Annotated in this window: 12 protein-coding genes and 4 tRNA genes; 14 read left to right on the plus strand and 2 right to left on the minus strand. The window is 47.5% G+C overall.

From position 1 onward, the window contains the following. Window positions 1–85: 85 nt before the first annotated feature. Window positions 86–517 (minus strand): GNAT family N-acetyltransferase, encoded by a 432-nt coding sequence (locus EWA64_RS09545; protein ID WP_061893602.1) that lies wholly within the window; start codon window positions 515–517, stop codon window positions 86–88. Between the two features lie 64 nt (window positions 518–581). Here EWA64_RS09545 and murB point away from each other — a divergent pair, with 64 nt between their 5' ends. Beyond that, complete coding sequence (gene murB / locus EWA64_RS09550; protein WP_061893603.1) at window positions 582–1,619, plus strand: UDP-N-acetylmuramate dehydrogenase; 1,038 nt, start codon at window positions 582–584, stop codon at window positions 1,617–1,619. Then, on the plus strand, window positions 1,616–2,584 hold the full coding sequence (gene birA / locus EWA64_RS09555; RefSeq protein ID WP_061893604.1) for a bifunctional biotin--[acetyl-CoA-carboxylase] ligase/biotin operon repressor BirA: 969 nt from the start codon (window positions 1,616–1,618) through the stop codon (window positions 2,582–2,584). Before murB ends, birA begins: the two co-directional genes overlap by 4 nt. An 11-nt stretch (window positions 2,585–2,595) precedes the next feature. Here the strand turns inward: birA and coaA are convergent, their stop codons facing one another. Then, on the minus strand, window positions 2,596–3,519 hold the full coding sequence (coaA, locus tag EWA64_RS09560; protein ID WP_061893605.1) for a type I pantothenate kinase: 924 nt from the start codon (window positions 3,517–3,519) through the stop codon (window positions 2,596–2,598). A 212-nt stretch (window positions 3,520–3,731) separates the two neighbouring features. Between coaA and EWA64_RS09565 the strand changes: the two genes are divergently transcribed. The 12 genes from EWA64_RS09565 to rpoB all read left to right on the plus strand — a co-directional run bounded on the left by EWA64_RS09565 (window position 3,732) and on the right by rpoB (window position 13,348). After that, window positions 3,732–3,807 (plus strand) — tRNA-Thr (locus EWA64_RS09565). 45 nt (window positions 3,808–3,852) lie between these two features. Next, window positions 3,853–3,937: transfer RNA gene (locus EWA64_RS09570), tRNA-Tyr, on the plus strand. Between the two features lie 35 nt (window positions 3,938–3,972). After that, window positions 3,973–4,047, plus strand: a tRNA-Gly gene (locus EWA64_RS09575). A gap of 13 nt (window positions 4,048–4,060) precedes the next feature. Continuing rightward, window positions 4,061–4,136: transfer RNA gene (locus EWA64_RS09580), tRNA-Thr, on the plus strand. 93 nt (window positions 4,137–4,229) lie between these two features. Continuing rightward, window positions 4,230–5,414 (plus strand): elongation factor Tu, encoded by a 1,185-nt coding sequence (gene tuf / locus EWA64_RS09585; protein ID WP_061900646.1) that lies wholly within the window; start codon window positions 4,230–4,232, stop codon window positions 5,412–5,414. A 226-nt stretch (window positions 5,415–5,640) separates the two neighbouring features. Continuing rightward, on the plus strand, window positions 5,641–6,021 hold the full coding sequence (secE, locus tag EWA64_RS09590; protein WP_039431528.1) for a preprotein translocase subunit SecE: 381 nt from the start codon (window positions 5,641–5,643) through the stop codon (window positions 6,019–6,021). Window positions 6,022–6,034: 13 nt separating this feature from the next. Further along, window positions 6,035–6,583, plus strand: coding sequence for a transcription termination/antitermination protein NusG (gene nusG, locus EWA64_RS09595; RefSeq protein WP_045569339.1), 549 nt, complete (start codon window positions 6,035–6,037; stop codon window positions 6,581–6,583). Window positions 6,584–6,728: 145 nt separating this feature from the next. After that, entirely contained in the window at window positions 6,729–7,157 is a 429-nt protein-coding gene (gene rplK, locus EWA64_RS09600) for a 50S ribosomal protein L11 (protein WP_011079197.1), read from the plus strand. Window positions 7,158–7,161: 4 nt separating this feature from the next. Further along, window positions 7,162–7,863, plus strand: a complete 702-nt coding sequence (rplA, locus tag EWA64_RS09605; protein ID WP_061894844.1) for a 50S ribosomal protein L1 — start codon at window positions 7,162–7,164, stop codon at window positions 7,861–7,863. Window positions 7,864–8,154: 291 nt separating this feature from the next. Beyond that, window positions 8,155–8,643 carry a 50S ribosomal protein L10 gene (rplJ, locus tag EWA64_RS09610; protein ID WP_039431520.1) on the plus strand — a complete coding sequence of 163 codons (489 nt, stop codon included), beginning with the start codon at window positions 8,155–8,157 and terminating at the stop codon, window positions 8,641–8,643. A 60-nt stretch (window positions 8,644–8,703) separates the two neighbouring features. After that, window positions 8,704–9,069 (plus strand): 50S ribosomal protein L7/L12, encoded by a 366-nt coding sequence (rplL, locus tag EWA64_RS09615; protein WP_061894843.1) that lies wholly within the window; start codon window positions 8,704–8,706, stop codon window positions 9,067–9,069. 250 nt (window positions 9,070–9,319) lie between these two features. Beyond that, window positions 9,320–13,348 (plus strand): DNA-directed RNA polymerase subunit beta, encoded by a 4,029-nt coding sequence (gene rpoB, locus EWA64_RS09620; RefSeq protein ID WP_061894842.1) that lies wholly within the window; start codon window positions 9,320–9,322, stop codon window positions 13,346–13,348. Window positions 13,349–13,355 lie beyond the last annotated feature (7 nt).

Consider the following 13,355-nt stretch of genomic DNA (forward strand, 5'->3'; position numbering starts at 1 on the left):
TACCTTAGTTATGTGCAGTATTGCGAGTTGGCCATTCTACCAAACATCTTAAATTCATTACCAGAAATGCAGTGGCTGTTTGCATTTAATCGTCGATGAATTGCATAGGAATGAGATCTTTACCACTTTCACAGTAGCGCAGGTACTTTTGTTTCAGAGAGTTAGGCAGGACATCAAGCTCAATCGTCTTAAAACCATGCTGCGCATAAAAGGGCGGTAAATGGGGGTAAGCAAAGCAATAACAGTGACTGTTGAGAGCGTTTTCCCGGCAATAAGACAAAAGTGCGTGGCCAATTCCCTGCTGTCTGTGCGTTGGGATGACCAGCATACCAGTCAACAATAGCCACTCTTCTATCGGTTTGAAGCGGACCAGCCCGACCAATTGATGCTCTTGATAGGCAACAATCACTTGTTCGTCAGTTTTGGCTTTTGCGCTGGGGTAATAGGACTTGTAGAGCTTTTTTACCAGAGGAAGTTTGATGGGATCTAGCCGCTCAATGCGAATTGTATTTGCCATGGTCACTGCGTCTTAGGTTGAAGTCATGTAGAATGGCGTCAGTTTAAGTTACGACGAAGAGCTCATGCAAATTCAACATTCTGCTTCTTTAAAGCCTTACCACACCTTTGCCATTGAGCAGTACTGCGATTATCTGCTTGAAGTAAGCTCTCTTGATGAGTTAATTGATGTTTACTCGAATCCCGCCTTGGCTGAATTACCCAAGTTGGTGCTAGGAAAGGGCAGCAACATGCTGTTCACTCAGCCCTTTGCTGGCGTGGTGATCATTAACCGTTTGATGGGGAAGACGCTCACGCAAGATGACGACTATTACTATCTGCACGTTGCTGGCGGCGAAGATTGGCCGCAGTTAGTGACATGGTGCGTGGAGCAAGGTATCGGCGGATTAGAAAATTTAGCTTTGATCCCTGGCTGTGCAGGCTCTGCGCCTATCCAGAATATTGGTGCTTATGGTGTCGAGCTCAAAGATGTCTGCGACTATGTTGATATTGTATCGCTTGAGGATTATTCGCCACGCCGATTGACTGCCGCTGAATGCCACTTCGGCTACCGAGATTCGATATTTAAACATCAGTGGTATGGACGCTGTGTGATTGTGGGTCTAGGGCTTAAGCTGAAAAAAAATTGGGTGGCGGTGAACAGTTATGGCCCGCTACAGAGCATTCCTGCACATGAGCTGACGCCTCAGCGTATCTATGACACTGTCTGTCAAGTGCGTATGCAAAAGCTGCCAGATCCAGCACAGTTTGGTAATGCAGGCAGCTTTTTTAAAAACCCAGTCATTGATGCGCAGCACTTTGCTTATTTACAGAAACAGTTTCCGAACATCGTCGCCTATCCTGCGGGCGACAAAATGAAAGTGGCTGCGGGCTGGCTGATTGAGCATTGTCAGCTCAAAGGCACGATGATTGGCGGCGCGCAGGTGCATCCCGATCAGGCGCTGGTTTTGATTAATGCTGCTGAGTGCAGCGCACAAGATGTGATTGCACTAGCTGGGCTGGTGTGTGATCGGGTCTGGGAGACGTATCAAATCGCACTGGAACACGAAGTCCGTTTTATGGGGCGCGATGCAGAAACCACACTAGAACAGGTAAGACGATGAGAAAAGAACACACCGTTAAACTGCATTTACTCAGTAAACTGGCAGATGGTGACTTCCATTCTGGTGAAGCGCTCGGGCAAGAATTGGGCATGTCGCGAGCGGCCATCGCCAAGCACATCAATGGTATGCAGGAATGGGGACTGGACATTTATCGCATTCAGGGACGGGGGTACCAACTTGCCCAGTCGCTACACCTGCTTGATGAAACGCGATTACAAGCGCAGAGCATCACTCCCGTCGAATTGATTCCGGTGATCGATTCCACCAATCAGTACTTACTTAATCGTATCGGAGAGCTTGAATCGGGCCATGTCTGTCTCGCAGAGTATCAGTCACAAGGGCGTGGGCGCAGAGGTCGACAGTGGTTTTCGCCTTTTGGTGCCAACCTCTACATGTCTATGTATTGGAAACTGGAGGCGGGGATGGCTGCTGCTATGGGACTGAGCCTAGTTGTCGGTATTGCCGCGGTAGAAGCGTTGGAATCACTGGGTATACAAGGCGTCAAACTCAAGTGGCCAAACGATGTCTATTATCAGGATAAGAAACTGGCGGGCATTTTGGTTGAAATGTCTGGTCAAGCGGGTGGGGCGGCACATCTGGTGATCGGTATGGGGTTGAACATTCTGATGCAAGAGAGCAAAGAGAGTATCGATCAACCATGGACAGCGCTAAACCAGATTGAGAGCGCAACGCCGATAGATCGCAATCAGTTGGCTCTCGCATTGATGAATCGTTGGAAGCAAGCGCTCAAAGAGTATGAACTAAGCGGTATGCCCGGATTTGTTGAGCGTTGGAACCGCTTAGATAACTTTCGCGGTCGACAGGTCAAGTTGCTGATGGGTGCTCGAGAAGTGCATGGCGAGGTGGTTGGCATCGACAATCAGGGCGGGGTATTGCTCAGCTCGGCGAATGGAGTTCAGAGTTTCCTCGGCGGTGAGATATCTCTACGTCCAGTGGACAATTAAACCGCAGGTTATTATTTCCTCACCAGCACTTCTTCGACCGAGTGATTTGGCCCTTTGCGTAAGATTAGCTGTGCTCTTTCCTTGGTCGGTAGAATGTTTTCGCGAAGATTCAACCCGTTAATATCGAGCCAAATTTGCTGAGCTTTGGCGATGGCTTGCTGCTCAGAGAGCTGAGTGTAGTGATTGAAGTAGGAACCGGGCTCAGTGAACGCACCTTTACGGAACTTAAGAAAGCGTTCGATGTACCACTGCTCAATGATCTCGCAAGGCGCATCGACGTAAATCGAAAAATCGAGAAAGTCAGAGACAAACACACGGTGTGGATCATGGGGATAGTCCATGCCACTTTGTAAAACATTGAGTCCTTCAATAATCAACACGTCTGGACAATCAATCGTTTTCAACTCATCAGTGATGTCATAAGTGATATGCGAATAAACTGGTACCGTTAGATCGGGTTTGCCCGCCTTCACATCCGAGACGAACTGAACAAGGCGTTTCATATCATACGACTCAGGAAAGCCTTTGCGGTGCATAATACCGCGCTCATTCAGGACCTTTTTCGGGTAGAGAAAACCGTCGGTGGTGACCAACTCCACTTTCGGATGATTCTCCCAACGTGCAAGTAGTGCACGTAGCACACGGGCGGTGGTGCTCTTTCCCACTGCAACACTGCCCGCAATGCCGATCACAAATGGAGGGGCGTGCTCTTCGTTATTAAGGAATTTGTGCAGTACAGAGTTACGGCTCTGCCTTGCTTGGACATAGAGGTTAAGGAGACGAGCCAGTGGCAGGTAAACCTCAACGGCCTCCTGCATAGTCAGGTTCTCATTGATCCCCTGTAGCGCTTTTAAGTCAGCTTCAGATAGCGTCATTGGCACTGAGTTGCGTAAATCAGACCAATTTGCGCGACTGAATGACATAAATGGGCTCATACTCTTCTCGCCATGTCCATTTGAATCCTAAAAGATGATGCAAAATACATCATGAACTCGAGAATGCAAATCACAATAGTAAAACTGCTGTTTAAAAAGCGATGTTTGTATAGTTTTGCAGCAAATGGTTGCCTTTAAACAAAAAATGGCGTTTTTTTGCAAGAAAGCTATTGCAAGCCAAGAAATCATTCAATAGAATGCGCTCCACTTATGCCGACTTAGCTCAGTAGGTAGAGCAACTGACTTGTAATCAGTAGGTCACCAGTTCGATTCCGGTAGTCGGCACCATTTTCTCTTGAAGAATGCTTCAGGTAAGGAAATGGACAAAAATTTGGAGGGGTTCCCGAGTGGCCAAAGGGAGCAGACTGTAAATCTGCCGGCTCCGCCTTCGATGGTTCGAATCCGTCCCCCTCCACCATATTCTTAAGGAAATAGCTCTCAGAGTTACGTGTTGCGGGCATCGTATAATGGCTATTACCTCAGCCTTCCAAGCTGATGATGCGGGTTCGATTCCCGCTGCCCGCTCCACTCTAATTTGAGTGCTGATATAGCTCAGTCGGTAGAGCGCATCCTTGGTAAGGATGAGGTCGGCAGTTCGATTCTGCCTATCAGCACCAGCACTCTTGCTTTTTCCTTTTGAGTACTAAATTCGCCATTATTGGTTGCGTGGTCATTCAAGCCACCTAAATCCGTACCTAGAGGGACAACTCATGTCTAAAGAAAAATTTGAACGTACGAAACCGCACGTAAACGTTGGTACTATCGGCCACGTTGACCACGGTAAAACAACTCTAACTGCAGCTATCTGTACTACTTTGTCAAAAGTTTACGGTGGTAAAGCACGTGACTTCGCATCTATCGATAACGCACCAGAAGAGCGTGAGCGTGGTATCACAATCTCTACTTCTCACGTAGAGTACGACACACCAAACCGTCACTACGCACACGTAGACTGTCCAGGACACGCTGACTATGTTAAAAACATGATCACTGGTGCTGCACAGATGGACGGCGGTATCCTAGTTGTTGCTGCAACAGATGGTCCAATGCCACAAACTCGTGAGCACATCCTACTAGGCCGTCAGGTTGGTATCCCTTACATCATCGTATTCATGAACAAATGTGACATGGTTGATGATGAAGAGCTTCTAGAGCTAGTAGAAATGGAAGTTCGTGAGCTTCTATCTGAATACGATTTCCCAGGTGATGACCTACCAGTTATCCAAGGTTCTGCACTAGGCGCACTAAACGGCGAAGAGCAGTGGGAAGCGAAAATCGTTGAACTAGCAGAAGCGCTAGACAACTACATCCCAGAGCCAGAGCGTGCAGTAGACATGCCGTTCCTGATGCCAATCGAAGACGTATTCTCAATCCAAGGTCGTGGTACAGTAGTAACTGGCCGTATCGAGCGCGGTATTCTGAAAGTTGGTGATGAAGTAGCAATCGTAGGTATCAAAGATACTACAACCACTACTTGTACTGGTGTTGAGATGTTCCGTAAGCTGCTAGACGAAGGTCGTGCAGGTGAGAACGTTGGTGCACTACTACGTGGTACTAAGCGTGATGAAGTAGAACGTGGCCAAGTACTAGCGAAGCCTGGTTCAATCACTCCACACACTAAGTTCGAATCAGAAGTATACGTACTGTCTAAAGATGAAGGTGGTCGTCACACTCCATTCTTCAAAGGCTACCGTCCACAGTTCTACTTCCGTACAACTGACGTAACTGGTGATATCTCTCTACCAGAAGGCGTAGAAATGGTAATGCCAGGCGACAACATCCAAATGGTTGTTGAGCTAATTGCACCTATCGCAATGGACGAAGGTCTACGTTTCGCAATCCGCGAAGGTGGCCGTACTGTTGGTGCTGGTGTTGTTGCGAAAATCTTTGAATAAGATTTGACGAACCAGTAGTAAAAAGGGCATCATTTGATGCCCTTTTTCTACGTTCAATATAATCTTTGCTGCTTTCTTAGGCAGGGTTATCTTGAGTGAAGAATTGTGATTGAGCAATGTCGCTTAGTCGTAAGAGTGCGCTGAGCTTAAATTCAGCGATATGGTGTTTGCCCTGCAACAGCGGGGCTGTTGTCGTCTATAGTAAGACTTGTGACAGGTTGGTTTTATGAAAGCAAATAATGCTGAAACTCCTGATAGCTCAAGTGCAGCGGATACGTTTAAGTGGGTAATCACTTTCGTACTGCTTGCTGCTGCTGTTGTGGGTAATTACCTGTATGGTGAAATGTCTGTAGTAGTTCGTGCTGCAGGTGTAATCGTGTTGATTGCTGCCGCGCTTGGCGTTGCAGCAACAACGTCAAAAGGCAAAGAAGCGATCGCTTTTGCACGCGAATCCCGTATGGAAGTTCGCAAGGTGGTTTGGCCGACTCGTCAGGAAACCATGCAAACTACTTTGATCGTTTTAGCCGTAAGTATTGTAATGGCTCTGGTACTGTGGGGCATTGACGGCATTATGGTTCGTCTCATTGCTTTCGCAACCGGAGTATAGAGGGTTTAAATTCATGAGTGAAGCTCCTAAAAAACGCTGGTATGTGGTTCAAGCCTTCTCTGGATTTGAAGGCCGTGTTGCCCAGTCTCTTCGTGAGCACATCAAAATGCATGGCATGGAAGAGCACTTTGGTGAAGTTCTTGTGCCGACTGAAGAAGTCGTTGAAATGCGCGCGGGTCAGCGTCGCAAATCTGAGCGCAAATTCTTCCCGGGCTACGTCCTCGTTCAGATGATTATGAATGATGAATCATGGCACCTCGTTCGCAGTGTGCCGCGTGTCATGGGCTTCATAGGTGGCACTTCTGATCGTCCTGCTCCTATCACAGATAAAGAAGCAGATGCGATTCTTAACCGTCTCGAGAAAGCGAGTGAAGCACCTCGTCCACGTACTATGTACGAAGTGGGAGAAGTGGTTCGCGTCAACGAAGGTCCGTTTGCGGACTTCAATGGTACGGTTGAAGAAGTGGATTACGATAAGAGCCGCGTAAAAGTGTCTGTCTCGATCTTTGGTCGTGCAACACCCGTTGAGCTTGAATTTGGTCAAGTGGAAAAGCTTGATTAAAAAAACACCTTTTTAAGGGTTGTCTGAGGCGCGAATTATGACTATAATTTCGCGCCTTTTTACTTCAAAGTGAAGTAGAGAGAATTGTTAATCACGGGGAGCTGATCGACGATCAGCGTCTGAACCCAAACATTTAGGTATTATCATGGCTAAGAAAGTTGAAGCTTATATCAAGCTGCAAGTTGCTGCTGGTATGGCGAACCCAAGTCCACCAGTTGGTCCTGCACTAGGTCAACGTGGTGTTAACATCATGGAATTCTGTAAAGCGTTTAACGCGAAAACAGAATCAATGGAAAAAGGTCTTCCTGTTCCTGTTGTTATCACTGTATACAGCGACCGTTCTTTCACGTTCGTAACTAAGACTTCTCCAGCAGCAGTTCTTCTTAAGAAAGCAGCAGGTATCAAGTCTGGTTCAGGTCGTCCAAACACTGAAAAAGTGGGTACTGTAACTGACGCTCAAATCCAAGAAATTGCAGAAGCGAAAGCGGCTGACATGACTGGTGCTGACATCGAAGCGATGAAGCGTTCTATCGCAGGTACTGCTCGTTCAATGGGCCTAGTGGTAGAGGGTTAATATCATGGCAAAACTAACTAAGCGCATGCGCGTAATCCGCGAAAAAGTTGATGCAACTCGTGAATACGACATCAACGAAGCTGTTGCTCTACTGAAAGAACTGGCTACTGCTAAGTTTGTTGAGTCTGTAGACGTTGCTGTTAACCTAGGCATCGACGCTCGTAAATCTGACCAAAACGTACGTGGTGCAACTGTTCTGCCACACGGTACTGGCCGTGACATCCGCGTTGCAGTATTTGCACAAGGTGCAAACGCTGAAGCTGCTAAAGCAGCGGGCGCAGATTTGGTTGGTATGGAAGATCTTGCTGATCAAGTGAAAAAAGGCGTAATGGACTTTGACGTAGTGGTTGCTTCTCCAGATGCAATGCGCGTTGTAGGTCAACTAGGTACTATCCTAGGTCCTCGCGGTCTAATGCCAAACCCTAAAGTTGGTACTGTAACTCCTAACGTTGCTGAAGCGGTTAAGAACGCGAAAGCAGGTCAGGTTCGTTACCGTAACGACAAAAACGGCATCATCCACTCTACTATCGGTAAAGCTGACTTCTCTGCAGAGCAGATCAAAGAGAACCTAGAAGCACTTCTAGTGGCTCTGAAGAAAGCGAAACCATCTTCAGCGAAAGGTACTTTCCTGAAGAAAGTAAGCATCTCTACCACTATGGGTGCAGGTGTTGCTGTTGATCAGGCTAGCCTGAGCACTCAAGCATAATCTATTTGCTTAGGCGCAAAAATTATGTATAATTTTGCGCCTAATATTTGTGGTTGGGGCTGAAGCTTGGTTCTTTAAGTAAATTTTTACTTGTTTGAATTAAGACCCAGTCTCCGTCCAAGACCGTAGGTGTTTGTCGTAAGATAAGCTTAATTGTCCTACGTAGATGGTGCCCGAACTGACAGAAAGCTCTATGTAAATAGTTACCTTTCTTCTGGGAAAAGCACCTCAATAGCTCTCACTGTTGTGATAATAGTGAGTGGTGTAACAACAACCAGGAGTTAATCCAAGATGGCTTTAAATCTTCAAGACAAAAAAGCAATTGTTGCTGAAGTCAACGAAGCAGCCGCTGGTGCACTTTCTGCAGTTGTAGCTGATTCTCGTGGCGTTGAAGTTGGCGCAATGACTTCTCTACGTAAACAAGCTCGTGAAGCGGGTGTTTACATGAAAGTTGTGCGTAACACACTAGCACGCCGTGCGGTTGAAGGTACTCAGTACGAGTGTCTAACAGAGACTTTCACTGGTCCTTCTCTAATCGCGTTCTCTAACGAGCACCCAGGTGCTGCAGCGCGTCTTTTCAAAGACTTCGCTAAAGAGAACAAAAACTTCGAGATCAAAGCTGCTGCATTTGAAGGCGCGCTAACTGACGCTGAAGTACTAGCAACACTACCAACTTACGACGAAGCAATCGCACGTCTGATGATGTGTCTGAAAGAAGCTTCTGCTGGCAAGCTGGTACGTACTATCGCTGCTGTCCGCGATCAAAAAGAAGCTGCGTAATTCGCATTGCTTTTTACTGGTTGCTAAATAAACTTATTGTTGACTTAAAAGAGAATTGTTATGTCTATTACTAACGAGCAAATCCTAGACGCTATCGCAGAAATGTCTGTAACACAAGTTGTTGAACTGATCTCTGCAATGGAAGAAAAATTCGGTGTTACTGCTGCAGCTGCAGTTGTAGCAGGTGGCCCAGCAGCAGCAGCTGTTGAAGAGCAAACTGAATTCAACGTAATCCTAACTTCTGCTGGCGCGAACAAAGTTGCTGTAATCAAAGCAGTACGTGGCGCAACTGGTCTAGGCCTGAAAGAAGCGAAAGCTCTAGTTGACGGCGCTCCAGCGGCTCTGAAAGAAGGCGTTGAGAAAGCTGAAGCTGAAGCTCTGAAGAAAGAGCTAGAAGAAGCTGGTGCATCTGTTGAGATCAAGTAATTATTACTTAGTCTCTTAGCCTAACGGCTATTGGCTGGTGGTTTAATAACCACCGGCCTTTTTGCGCTGTAGGGTATAGGCGAATTTTCCCGCTGTTTAAGCGCCTGATATCCATGCAAAAAACATTTCATTCAATCGCAATGAAGTGTCACTACAGTAAACAGCCATTTAGTCTCTGTCCCTTACCCCCCTTAAGTAACTAGGAGCGGGCGGACAGTTTGGGTCACTTATCAGCGAGCTGAGGAACCCCATGGTTTACTCTTATACCGAGAAAAAGCGCATCCGTAAGGACTTTGGTACTCGTCCACAAGTTTTGGACATTCCATACCTGCTATCGATCCAGCTCGATTCGTTCGACAAATTTATCGAACAGGATCCTGAAGGGCAATACGGTCTTGAGGCTGCTTTCCGTTCTGTATTCCCGATTCAGAGCTACAACGGCAATTCAGAGCTGCAATACGTTAGCTACCGTCTTGGTGAGCCAGTCTTTGATGTTAAAGAATGTCAAATTCGTGGCGTAACTTATTCAAAACCACTGCGCGTTAAATTGCGTCTGGTGATCTTCGATAAAGACGCACCTGCAGGTACTGTCAAAGACATTAAAGAACAAGAAGTCTACATGGGTGAAATTCCACTCATGACAGACAATGGTACCTTCGTAATCAACGGTACCGAGCGAGTTATCGTATCCCAGCTGCACCGAAGCCCAGGTGTGTTCTTCGACAGCGATAAGGGTAAGACTCACTCTTCAGGTAAAGTTCTCTACAACGCGCGTATTATTCCTTACCGTGGTTCATGGCTTGACTTTGAGTTCGATCCTAAGGACAACTTGTACGTACGTATCGACCGTCGTCGTAAGCTGCCTTCAACGATCATTCTTCGTGCACTAGGCAAGACCACTGCAGAGATCTTGGACATGTTCTTCGAAAAAGTGAATTTCGAAGTAAAAGATCAAACGCTGATGATGGAGCTAGTTCCAGAACGTCTGCGTGGTGAAACGGCCTCTTTTGATATCGAAGCAAACGGCAACGTTTACGTCGAAAAAGGCCGTCGTGTAACTGCTCGTCATATCCGCCAGCTCGAGAAAGATGGCGTTGATCACATCGAAGTACCTGTTGAGTACATCGTTGGTAAAGTTTCTTCAAAAGATTACATCAATGAAGCGACTGGCGAGATCATTGTTGCTGCGAACCAAGAAATCAGCCTAGAAGCGTTGGCGAACCTGTCGCAAGCAGGTCACAAGTCGTTGCAAGTTCTGTTTACCAACGATCTTGACCATGGTCCATTCATGTCAGAAACCCTACGTATCGACAGCACGGTTGATCGTATTTCTGCACTGGTAGAAATCTACCGCATGATGCGCCCTGGTGAGCCACCAACGAAAGAAGCAGCAGAAGCGCTATTTGAAAGCTTGTTCTTCTCTGAAGAGCGTTATGACCTATCGACTGTTGGCCGTATGAAGTTCAACAGCTCTATTGGTCGTGAAGACGCGCTCGATCAAGGCACTCTTGACGAAACTGATATTGTCGAGGTGATGAAAAAGCTTATCGCTATCCGTAACGGCATCGGTGAAGTGGACGATATCGACCACCTCGGTAACCGTCGTATCCGTTCTGTTGGCGAAATGGCAGAGAACCAATTCCGTGTTGGCCTTGTTCGTGTTGAGCGTGCAGTGAAAGAACGTCTAAGCCTAGGCGATCTTGATGCGGTAATGCCACAAGACTTGATCAATGCGAAGCCTATCTCTGCGGCAGTGAAAGAGTTCTTTGGCTCTTCTCAGCTTTCTCAGTTTATGGACCAGAACAACCCACTATCAGAAGTCACGCACAAGCGTCGTATTTCTGCCTTGGGTCCTGGCGGTCTGACTCGTGAGCGTGCTGGCTTTGAAGTTCGAGACGTACACGTAACGCACTACGGTCGTCTATGTCCTATCGAAACGCCTGAAGGTCCGAACATCGGTCTTATCAACTCGCTGTCTGCGTTTGCTCGTTGTAACGAGTACGGTTTCCTAGAGACGCCATACCGCCGTGTTATCGATGGTATCGTGACAGATGAAGTAGATTACCTATCGGCTATCGAAGAAGGCCAATTCGTTATCGCTCAGGCGAACGCCGCGCTAACGGAAGAAGGTACTTTCGCAGATGAACTGATCACCGCTCGTCAGAAAGGTGAATCGGGTCTGCACCCACGCGAACATGTTGACTACATGGACGTTGCGACTAACCAGGTGGTATCGATCGCGGCATCGCTGATCCCATTCCTGGAACACGACGATGCGAACCGTGCCCTCATGGGTGCGAACATGCAACGTCAGGCCGTACCAACACTGAAAGCAGACAAGCCTCTAGTTGGTACTGGTATTGAGCGTAACGTAGCAGTGGACTCTGGTGTAACAGCGGTGGCGAAACGCGGCGGTGTTATCCAGTCGGTTGATGCTTCTCGTATCGTCGTTAAGGTTAACGAAGAAGAGTTGATCCCTGGTAAAGCAGGTATCGATATCTACAACCTAACCAAATACACGCGTTCTAACCAGAACACCTGTATCAACCAGCGTCCATGTGTGATGCCGGGTGAGCCAGTACTGCGTGGTGATGTGCTTGCTGACGGTCCTTCAACCGACCTTGGTGAACTTGCACTTGGCCAGAACATGCGTATCGCATTCATGCCTTGGAACGGTTACAACTTCGAAGACTCGATCTTAGTTTCTGAGCGCGTTGTTCAAGAAGACCGTTTCACGACTATCCACATTCAAGAACTGACTTGTGTGGCGCGTGATACTAAGCTGGGTTCTGAAGAGATCACAGCGGATATTCCAAACGTCGGTGAATCGGCTCTGTCTAAACTGGACGAGTCCGGTATCGTCTACATCGGTGCAGAAGTGAAGGGTGGTGACATCCTTGTGGGTAAAGTGACGCCGAAAGGTGAAACTCAGCTCACTCCTGAAGAGAAGCTACTACGTGCTATCTTCGGTGAAAAAGCATCTGATGTTAAAGATACGTCACTGCGTGTACCAAACTCAGTTTCAGGTACCATCATTGATGTTCAAGTCTTCACTCGCGATGGCGTAGAGAAAGACAAGCGTGCGCTTGAAATTGAACACATGCAGCTAAAAGAAGCGAAGAAAGACCTAACAGAAGAGTTCCAAATTCTGGAAGGTGGTCTTCTAAACCGTGTGAAAGCATTGCTTCTTTCTGGCGGTTACTCTGAAGCGAAACTTGACGGTACTGAGCGTAAGAAGTGGCTAGAGCTGACTCTTGAAGATGACGCACTGCAAACTCAGCTTGAGCAACTTGCAGAGCAGTACGACGAGCTGAAAGCAGACTTCGACAAGAAGTTTGAAACCAAGCGTCGTAAGATCACTCAAGGTGATGACCTAGCACCTGGCGTTCTGAAGATCGTGAAAGTTTACCTAGCGGTGAAACGTCGTATCCAGCCTGGTGATAAGATGGCGGGTCGTCACGGTAACAAGGGTGTAATCTCGAAGATCAACCCTGTTGAAGACATGCCATACGATGAAAACGGCCAGCCGGTTGATATCGTACTGAACCCACTGGGTGTACCTTCACGTATGAACATCGGTCAGATCCTAGAAGTTCACTTAGGTCTGGCTGCAAAAGGTATCGGCGACAAGATCAACCAGATGGTCAAAGAGCAGCAAGAATTGGCGAAATTCCGCGAATTCCTGCAAAAAGTTTACAGCCTAGGCGAAACTCGCCAGAAAGTAGACATTGCATCTCTGTCTGATGATGAAGTTCGTACTCTGGTTCACAACCTGCGTGGCGGTCTACCGATCGCGACTCCGGTCTTTGATGGTGCGTCTGAGAAGTCAATTAAAGAGCTTCTAAAACTGGCGGATCTCCCTGAGTCTGGTCAGCTTACACTGTTCGATGGTCGTACTGGTGATGCCTTTGAGCGCCCGGTTACGGTCGGCTACATGTACATGCTGAAACTGAACCACTTGGTTGATGACAAAATGCACGCTCGTTCAACGGGTTCGTACAGCCTAGTAACTCAGCAGCCACTTGGTGGTAAAGCTCAGTTCGGTGGTCAGCGTTTCGGTGAGATGGAAGTATGGGCACTGGAAGCATACGGTGCAGCTTACACGCTACAAGAAATGCTTACCGTTAAGTCGGACGACGTGAACGGCCGTACTAAGATGTATAAGAACATCGTAGATGGTAACCACGCGATGGAACCTGGCATGCCAGAATCGTTCAACGTACTGTTGAAAGAGATCCGCTCGCTGGGTATCAACATCGAGCTAGAAGACGAAGAGTAATCCTTCC

Origin of the sequence: Vibrio cidicii, assembly GCF_009665415.1 — a bacterium.
GTDB lineage: Bacteria > Pseudomonadota > Gammaproteobacteria > Enterobacterales > Vibrionaceae > Vibrio > Vibrio cidicii.